The organism is Achromobacter denitrificans NBRC 15125, assembly GCF_001571365.1.
Classification (GTDB): Bacteria; Pseudomonadota; Gammaproteobacteria; order Burkholderiales; family Burkholderiaceae_B; genus Achromobacter; species Achromobacter denitrificans.
Genome location: NZ_BCTQ01000022.1, coordinates 105,686 through 115,119 on the forward strand (window position 1 = coordinate 105,686; position 9,434 = coordinate 115,119).

Below are 9,434 nucleotides of genomic sequence, written 5' to 3' on the forward strand. Positions count from 1 at the left end.
TCGCGGGCCCCGGCCGAGGACTTGTATATGATGTGCGGATCCGGCCTGCGCGCCGGACCGCTCCGAGGAGGGGGCGGCAACCCAAAAACAACGAGACACGGGTTTCATGTCTAGCCAATCCGATACGATTTCCATGCGCACCCTTGCGCTCGGCACGCTGGTCGTGCTGCTTGCCATGGGCGTGCGCGCCACTTTCGGCCTGTTCATGCAGCCGATGGGCCTGGCCCAAGGCTGGGGCCGCGAAGTGTTTTCCATGGCCTTCGCGCTGCAGAATCTGGTGTGGGGCGTGGCCTGTATCTTCATGGGCATCCTGGCCGACCGCTACGGTTCCGGCCGCACCATCGCGCTGGGCGCGGTGCTGTACATGCTGGGCATGATCGGCACGCGCTTCGCCACCGACGAAACCACGCTGTACCTGACCGCCGGCGTGCTGGTCGGCCTGGGCCAGGCGGGCACGACGTTCCCGGTGATCCTGCCCGTGGTGGCCCGCTCGGTGCCGCCGGCCTACCGCAGCACGGCCATGGGCATCGCCAGCGCGGGCGGCTCGATGGGGCAGTTCGCCGTGGTGCCCACCGGACAGATGCTGATCAGCGGCCTGGACTGGACGGGCGCCTTGTGGGTGTTGTCGCTGTTCGTCGCTTGCGGCGCGCCGCTGGCCTATTTCCTTCGCGGCCGCCCGCAGGTCCATGCCGGCCCGCAGCAGTCGCTGGCGTCGGCCGTCAAGCAGGCGGTGCGCCACCCCTCGTTCCATTTCCTGTTCTGGAGCTACTTCGTCTGCGGTTTCCACACGGCCTTCATCACGCTGCACCTGCCCGCCTACGTGACCGACGGCGGCCTGACGGCGGGGCAGGGCGCCACCGCCATCGCGCTGATCGGGCTGTTCAACGTGCTGGGCTCGTTCTATGCCGGCAAGCTGGGCGGCAAGTACAGCAAGAAACGCCTGCTGGCCGGGGTCTACGGCATGCGCGCCTTCGGCATTCTGCTGTTGCTGTGGATGCCGCTGTCGCCCTGGGTGCTCTATGCGTTCGCGGCCTGGATGGGCCTGTTCTGGCTGGGCACCGTGCCGCTCACGCAGGGGCTGATTGGCCAGATCTACGGCCTGCGCTATGCGGCCACCCTGTCCGGCATCGTGTTCCTGGGCCACCAGATCGGCAGCTTCATCGGCGTCTGGCTGGGCGGCTACGCCTACGCCAAGACCGGCAACTACGACCTGGTGTGGTGGCTGGGCGTGGCGCTGGCCATCGTCGCCGCGCTGCTGTGCCTGCCCGTGCGCGAGCAGCCGGTGGCCCAGCCGGCTCCCGCCTGACGCCGCCATCCCCCGGAGCCGCCATGACGTTCAAGTCTTCCTCGCCTCCCGCCACCCGCCGCCGCGGCTGGCGCGCGGCTGGCTGGCTGGCCCTGGCGGCGGTGCTGGGGCTGGCGTTCTGGGGCTACAGCACGCCCGAGATGCAGATCCACTGGGAAAACCTGGCGGCTCTTTGCGGCTTCTAGCCCGGGCGGGCCGCGGACGCGTTTCCGATCCCGCGGCTCGCGGTATCCTACGGCGGTGTTTTTCTCCGTCATAGCCGCGCCGCCTCCGGGCGGGCGTCCCTGGGTGCCCATGCAGGACACAACGCCTTCCTTTCCCGACCTCTCGCTGCCGGACATCGGCGGCATGCCCGCCGACGGCACGCTGGTGCTGACGGTGAACAACCGGCTTTCGCGCCGCCTGACGCTGGAGCTGGCCGGCCTGCTGCGCCAGGAGCGCCAGGTCAGCGAGCTGCCGCGCATCCTGCCGCTGTCCGCCTGGCTGGCCGAGTCCGCCAACGAACTCGCGTTCGAGGCGGACGACGGCGTGCCCGCCTACCGGCTCGACAGCTTCGCCACCCAGCTGGTGTGGACCGAGGCGATCCGCGAGGAAGAGGCCGAGCGCGTGCTGCTCGACGCCAGCCAGGCCGCGCGCCTGGCCATGGACGCCGACCTGCTCATGGACGAATGGGACCTGCGCGTGCCCTCGGGCGCCGACACCGATGAATACCGCGGCTTCGCGAAATGGCGAGAGCGCTATCGACGCACGCTGGCGGGGATCGACGCCGAGGACGCCAACCAGGGCTATGCGCGGGTGTTGCGGGCGCTGGAGTCGGGCCGCCTGGCCACGCCCAGGCAACTGGTGCTGGCGGGGTTCACCGATCTGTCGCCGCGCTTCCAGCGCCTGCTCCAGGCCTTCGAGGCGCAGGGCACCGCCGTCGCCCAATGGCGCGACGCCCAGCGCGCCGCCGCCAGCGCGCGCCGCTACGAGGCGGCCGACCAGGGCGCGGAATGGCGCGCCGCGGCCGCCTGGGCGGCGGCCAGCCTGAAAGCGCATCCGCAAGGCCGCTACGCCATCGTGTCGCCCCAGCTCGAAGCCGAATCGCCCTTCGCCCGGCGCGTGCTGAGCCAGGCGCTGGCCGGGCGCGGCGGCGAACCCGCCCACGCTTTCAACGTGGCCGTCGGCCGGCCGCTGAACGAATGGCCCATGGCGCGCGCCGCGCTGGCCTGGCTGCGCGCCCTGGCCGAATGCGCGGCGGGCAAGGGCTGCGGCGTGGACGTGCTGGGCGCGGCCCTGCTGGCCGGGCATTGCGCGGGCGACGTGCGCGACCGCGCCCGGCTGGCCTCCATCGATGCGCGTTGGCGCCGCCAGGCCCGCATGCACGTGAGCCCGCAGGAATGGCGCAAGCTGCTGGGAGACCTGCCCGCGCTGGCGCAAGCCTGGAACCAGGCCCTGGAAATCTGGACGCAGGGCGGCCGGCAGGCCACCTGCGACGTCTGGATGCTGCGCATGAAGGCCGCCCTGACGGCGCTGGGCTTTCCAGGCGAAGGCGTGCTGGACAGCGTGGGCTATCAAGTCATGGGCGCGCTGGGCGACGCGCTGGGCAGTTTCTCGGCGCTGGCGCCGGCCGCCGGCCGCCTGGGCGGGCTGGCCGCCGTGAACCTGCTGGAAAGCGTGGCGCGGTCCGCCTCGTTCCAGCCCCAGCGCGACCCGCTGGCGCGGCTGGACGTGCTGGGGCTGCTGGAGGCGGAGGGCGGCTACTGGGACGGCGTCTGGATCCTGGGCCTCACGGACGACGTGCTGCCGGCCGCGCCCAAGCCCAATCCCCTGCTGCCGCTGGCCGTGCTGCGCCAGGCCCAGGCGCCGCGCGCCACGCCGGAACGCGAGCGCGAGTGGGCGGAAGGCATGTATGCCGCGCTGTGCCGCTGCGCGCCCGACATCATCGTCAGCCATGCCCACATGGACGGCGAACGCGAGTTGCGGCCGTCGCCCCTGATCGCCGCGGCGCCGCCGACGGACTGGGCGCCTCCCGCCATGACGCCGGCGGCGGCGCTGCCGCAGGAATCCCTGGACGACGCCCTGGGGCCGCCCCTGGCCGCGGGAAACCGCGGGGGCGGGGGCCTGGACGTGCTCGACACGCAGGCCCGCAATCCCTTGTGGGCCTTCGTGCGGCACCGCCTGGGCGGGCGCGAACTGGCGCCCTACGCGGATGCGGCCACCGTGAACGTGCGCGGCCAGTTCCTGCACAAGGCGCTGGAACTGCTTTGGGGCATGATGCCCGACCAGGATGCGCTGCATGACGTGATGGCGGCGGGTCGCCTGCCCGCCTTGCTGGAGCAGGCGGTGGCGCAGGCCGCGGACGAGGAATTGCAGGACTACGCGCCGGCCCTGAAGGCGCTGGAGTGCCAGCGCGCCCGGGCGGTGCTGGCGTCCTGGCTGGACATGGAGGCGCAACGCCTGCCTTTCGCCGTGGCCCAGGTGGAAAAGAACCACCAGTGGCAGCGCGGCGCGCTCAACCTGAAGCTGCGGCTCGACCGCATCGACAGCCTGGCCGACGGCCGCAACGTCATCGTGGACTACAAGACCGGCGTGGCGGCGGCCAAGCCTGAACCGGACTGGTCGCGCAGCCGCCCCGTGAACGTCCAGCTGCCGTTCTACGCGTCGGTGCTGGCGGACGCGGCCGGCGGCGAAGTCGCGGGCCTGGTCCTGGCGCAGGTCCATGCGCGGCAGGTCGCCGCGCAAGGCCTGGCCGACGAGGACCTCGGCATGCCGGGCGTCACCCTGGCCAGCGAGAGCAAGTACTTCGACGGCCTGTCCTGGGCGCAGATACGCGAGCGCTGGCGGGTGGCGATCGAGGCGCTGGCCGATGAATACGTCGCGGGATATGCGGCCAACGTGGCCTATCGCCGGGATGACCTGAAATACTGCGATGCATTGCCGTTCCTGCGTTTGCATCTGGACGACGAGGACGCATGAGCCATGGCTGAACAAGAACGCTTGCCGTACGACCACGCCGCGCGCGCCGCCGCGCTGGACCCGACCCGCTCGTTCCTGGTGCAGGCGCCCGCCGGCTCGGGCAAGACCGAACTGCTGACGGACCGGATCCTGGCGCTGCTGGCCACGGTGAACCGCCCGGAGGAAATCGTCGCCATCACCTTCACGCGGAAGGCGGCCTCCGAAATGCACGCGCGCGTGCTCAGCAAGCTGCGCCGCGGCCTGGACGGGCCGCCCGAAGCCATGCACGAACGACGCAGCTGGGAGCTGGCCCGCGCCGCGCTGGCGCGCAACGCGGAGCAGGGCTGGCACCTGCTCGACCATCCGGCGCGCCTGGCCATCCGCACCATCGACTCTTTCTGCGCCGGCCTGGTGCGCAGCATGCCCTGGCTGTCGGAACTGGGCGGCATGCCCGAGATCACCGACGATGCGCGCGCCCACTACGAAGCCGCGGCGCGCGCCACGCTGGAACTGGCCGACGATTACGAGGCCGTGCGCATCCTGCTCAAGCACCTGGACGTCGACGTGCAGGCGGCCAAGGAAGCCATCGCCGACATGCTGGGCCAGCGAGACCAATGGCTGCCGCTGTTGCGCCACGGATCCGACCGCGAGGCCATGGAGACCATGCTGGCCGAGGCCATCGGCGAAGACCTGGACTCGCTGTGCGAGGCCATGCCCTTCGGCTGGGCCGAGGCGCTCTGCGGGCCGGCCCGGCTGGCGGCCGCGCACCTGCAGGACGGCGAGGACGACAACAAGCTGCTGGCCTTGCTGGACTGGACCGACGAGCTGCTGCCCGACGCCGACATGCTGGACCAGTGGCGCGCGGTGGCGCACCTGCTGCTGACCGGCACCGGCACCTTGCGCAAGACGGTCAACAAGAACCTGGGCTTCCCCGCCAAGTGCGCGCACAAGGAACCCTTCGTCGCCTGGCTGGAGGCCGCCGACGCCCAGGCGCCCTGGGTGCGCCGGCTGAACGCGGTGCGCGATATCCCCGCGCCGCATTTCACCGACGCGCAATGGGAAGTGCTGGGCGCGCAGCTGATGACCCTGGCGCTGGCCGTGGCGCAACTGCGGCTGCGCTTCGCCGACACGGGCGAGGTGGACTTCATCGAGATCGCGCAACGCGCCGCCGCCGCGCTGGGCAGCGCCGACGATCCGGGCGAACTGCTGCTGAAGCTGGATGCCTCGATCCGCCATCTGCTCATCGACGAATTCCAGGACACCAGCCAGACCCAGCTGGACCTGCTGCGCACGCTGACCTCCGGCTGGCAGGCCGGCGACGGCCGCAGCCTGTTCCTGGTGGGCGATCCCATGCAGTCCATCTACCGTTTTCGCAAGGCGGAGGTGGGGTTGTTCCTCGAAGTCGCCGAGATCGGCGTGGGCGAATTGCAGCCCGACTTCCTGAACCTGACCGACAATTTCCGTTCGCAGGCCGGCATCGTCGAATGGGTGAACCGCTCGTTCGCGGAACTGCTGCCCCGGCGCAGCGATGCCGCGGCGGGCGCCATCGCCTACAGCCCCTCCACGGCCTTCCACGAGGCGTTGCCCGAGCCAGCCGTGCGCTTCCATCCGGCCTGGTCGCGCGAGGGCGCGGCGCCGGCCGAAGAGCAGGCGGAGGACATCGCCGTGGGCCTGGTGCGCCAGGCGTTGGCCGACCACAAGGGCGCCCGGCATCCGGTCGCGGTGCTGGTGCGGGCGCGCAGCCACCTGGGCAACCTGACCCGCCGGCTGGCGCAGGAAGGCATACGGTGCCGCGCCGTGGACCTGGTGCCGCTGGCCTTGCGGCCGGTGGTCGCCGATCTGGTGCAGCTGGTGCGGGCCCTGTCCCATCCCGGCGACCGCCTGGCGTGGCTGTCGGTGCTGCGCGCGCCGTATTGCGGCCTGACGCTGACGTCCTTGCAGCGCCTGTTCGGCGACGACCACATCACGCCGGTGCCGGTCCTGCTTGAGCGCGCCTTGCGCTTGGCGCCGCCGGCGCTGCCGGCGGCGACGGGCACCGGTCCGCAGGGCGATCTGTTCGCCGCCGCGCCCGAGGCGCCGCCGGCGCCGTCCGCGCGGGAACTGCTGGGCGCCGACGAGTTCGCGCGCTTGCGGCAGGTGGCGGCCATCCTGCTCGATCCGCGCAACGCGTCGGGCGCGATGCCGTTCGCCGCCTGGGTGGAATCGATGTGGCGCCGCCTGGGCGGCCCGTCGCTGTATGCGGGCGTGTCGGTGGCGAACGACGCGGAGAGCCTGTTCCAGCTGGTCGAGCGCCTGGCGCCGCACGGCGCCATCGATCCGGCCGCGCTGGACGCAGGCATCGCGCGCCTCTTCGCCGCGCCGGACGCGGCCGACGAAGACGAGGGCGCGGTCGAAATCATGACCATGCACAAGTCCAAGGGCCTGCAATTCGAAACGGTCATCCTGTACGGCCTGCACCGCGCGCCGCGCGGAGACCAGGCGCCGCTCGTGCGCTTCGAGCAGAGCAGCGGCCGCGTGCTGTTCGGCCCGGTCAAGCCGCGCGCGGAAACCGAAGCCGACCCGGTGTCGCGCTACCTGGGCGCGCGCGAAGCGCGGCGGGCTTCCTACGAGGTCGACCGCCTGCTCTACGTGGCGGCGACGCGGGCGCGCAAGCGCCTGCATCTGGTGGGCCACCTGTCGGTGGACGAGGCCAGCGGCCAGGTCAAGACGCCGTCGTCGGCCAGCCTGCTGGGACGCCTGTGGCCTTGCCTCGCGGTGCCGGTTCCGCCGTCGCTCGACGCGGACGCCGCGCCCGAGGCCGCCGATGGCCCTGAATGGCAGGGCGAGCCCTTGCGGCGCGTGGACGGCGAGGGCCTGGCGCGCTTGTCGCGCCTGGCCGACGAGGTCGCCAGCCCCGGTTTCGCGACGGCGTCGCGCGGCGCCTGGGGCGAGGGCGCCGAGCATCCGGCCTGGCAGCTGGAGGCCGGCTACGACGCGGCCATCGGCACCCTGGCGCACGCCTGGCTAGCCCGCATCGGCCAGGACGGCGTGGACACCTGGCCCGCCGCCGCCCTGGCCGAACGCCTGCCCGCCATGCGACGCCAACTGACCCGCGCCGGCATCCCCGCCAGCCAGGCGGACGCCGCTTCGGAGGCGGTGCTGGAAACCCTGCAAGCCACGCTCGCCGACGAACGCGGCCTGTGGCTGCTGTCCCAATCCGGCGCGCGGCGCGAATGGCCGCTGATCGACGCAGCGGGCAAGGTGTCGGTGATCGATCTGGCGCTCAGCACGGAAGATGGCTGGCTCATCGTCGACTACAAAACCGGCCGTCCACACCCCGGCGAACTCCCCGACGCCTTCGCCCAGCGCATGCGTCAGCGGCACGGCGAACAACTGCTGCGCTACTGCACCCAGGTCACCTCCCTGGACGGCCGCAAGGCCAGAGCCGCGCTGTACTTCCCCCGGGCCCGCGCCTGGATCGACCTGAAACACTGACCCCAAGCATTCGCAGGCACGCAAAGCAAAACGAGCCGCCAGGACCAGCAAAGCGCCGTCCTTTCCCAAAAGAAGCGCGGCAAAGCGAAGCGAGCCGCCAGGACCAGCGAAGCGTAGTCCTCCCTCCCTCCCCCCCGGGGGGAGGGCCGGGGCGGGGGCCCACATCCTGCCCCTCGGGGCCCGCCACTTGAGATTCGAGCAAGCAAGCGAAGCGCAGCTCTGCTAGAATCTCAAGTGGCGGGCCCCTTCGCATGGTTCGACGGTGAACCTGGTCAGGTCGGGAACGAAGCAGCCATAGTCGTTTAGGGTCAGTGCCGGAGTAAGGCTCGCCAACCGGATTCTTCAAAACAAAGGGTCATGCATAGCATCATGATCCTTTGTTTTTTCGAGGGGACGGGGTTATTTTCCACGGATACTCTCCACGAAAATAAGCCCGTCCCCTTTGCATTTCCAGCCGCGCGGGGCGCGGGCGCCAAGGCCCCCGCGCCGAACTCCAGGAGCTGGCTCCGCCTTTTCGAGCCAGCTCGCGAAACAGGCTCTACAATCCACCCATGACTTATCTGGTACTGGCCCGCAAGTGGCGGCCGCGATCGTTCGATACCCTCGTGGGACAGGATCACGTGGTGCGCGCGCTGACGCACGCGCTCGACACGCAACGCCTGCACCACGCCTGGCTGTTCACCGGCACCCGCGGCGTGGGCAAGACCACGTTGTCGCGCATCCTGGCCAAATCGCTCAACTGCGAAACCGGCATCACTTCCAAGCCTTGCGGCGTGTGCCGCGCGTGCACGGAAATCGATGCGGGGCGCTTTGTCGACTACCTCGAACTGGACGCGGCCTCGAACCGCGGCGTCGAGGAAATGACCCAGCTCCTGGAGCAGGCGGTCTACGCGCCGGGCGCTGGGCGCTTCAAGGTCTACATGATCGACGAAGTCCACATGCTGACCGGGCATGCGTTCAACGCCATGCTCAAGACGCTGGAAGAGCCGCCGCCGCACGTCAAGTTCATCCTGGCGACCACCGATCCGCAGAAGATCCCGGTGACGGTGCTGTCGCGCTGCCTCCAGTTCAACCTGAAGCAGATGCCGGCCGACTCCATCGTCGGGCATCTGCAAGCCGTGCTGGGCCAGGAAGACGTGGGTTTCGAAGTGCCGGCCCTGCGGCTGATCGGGCAGGCGGCCTCCGGCTCCATGCGCGACGCCTTGTCGCTGACCGACCAGGCCATCGCCTATAGCGCCGGCAACCTGACCGAGGAGGCCGTGCGCGGCATGCTCGGCACCATCGACCAGCGGCATCTGGTGCGCCTGCTGGACGCCCTGTCCACGGGCGACGCCAAGGGCGTGCTGGCGGTGGCCGACGAACTGGCGATCCGCGGGCTGTCCTATGCCGGCGCGCTGGCCGACCTGGCCGTGCTGCTGTCGCGCGTGGCCATCGAACAGCGCGTGACCGGCGTGACGCCCGCCGAGGATCCCCTGGCGGCCGACATCGCGCGCCTGGCGCAGTCGCTGCATCCCGACGCCGCGCAACTGTTCTACTCCGTGGCGGTGCACAGCCGCGGCGAGCTGACGCTGGCCCCCGACGAGTACGCCGGCTTCATCATGGCCTGCCTGCGCATGCTGGCCCTCAACGGCGAGGCCGGTCCGCAGACCGCGCTGGAAGCGCCCGCCGCGCCGGCCCGCCAGACGGCCGATCCGGTCGCCGCGGCGCCGGTTGCCGC

5 protein-coding genes and 1 other RNA gene are annotated in these 9,434 nt (G+C 71.0%); all 6 read left to right on the forward strand.

What is annotated here, in order from left to right:
• The first annotated feature begins 106 nt into the window (after positions 1–106).
• Positions 107–1,306: an MFS transporter gene (locus tag ADE01S_RS18915; RefSeq protein WP_062683270.1), complete on the forward strand. Its 1,200-nt coding sequence runs from the start codon at positions 107–109 to the stop codon at positions 1,304–1,306.
• A gap of 23 nt (positions 1,307–1,329) precedes the next feature.
• Positions 1,330–1,491 carry a hypothetical protein gene (locus tag ADE01S_RS31820; protein WP_165695648.1) on the forward strand — a complete coding sequence of 54 codons (162 nt, stop codon included), beginning with the start codon at positions 1,330–1,332 and terminating at the stop codon, positions 1,489–1,491.
• 109 nt (positions 1,492–1,600) lie between these two features.
• Entirely contained in the window at positions 1,601–4,264 is a 2,664-nt protein-coding gene (locus ADE01S_RS18920) for a PD-(D/E)XK nuclease family protein (RefSeq protein WP_062683271.1), read from the forward strand.
• 3 nt (positions 4,265–4,267) lie between these two features.
• Positions 4,268–7,717, forward strand: coding sequence for a UvrD-helicase domain-containing protein (locus ADE01S_RS18925; protein ID WP_062683272.1), 3,450 nt, complete (start codon positions 4,268–4,270; stop codon positions 7,715–7,717).
• Between the two features lie 236 nt (positions 7,718–7,953).
• An RNA gene (ffs, locus tag ADE01S_RS18930) (signal recognition particle sRNA small type) lies at positions 7,954–8,051 on the forward strand.
• A 217-nt stretch (positions 8,052–8,268) separates the two neighbouring features.
• On the forward strand, positions 8,269–9,434 hold a 1,166-nt coding region (dnaX, locus tag ADE01S_RS18935), incomplete at its 3' end, for a DNA polymerase III subunit gamma/tau (protein WP_082775849.1).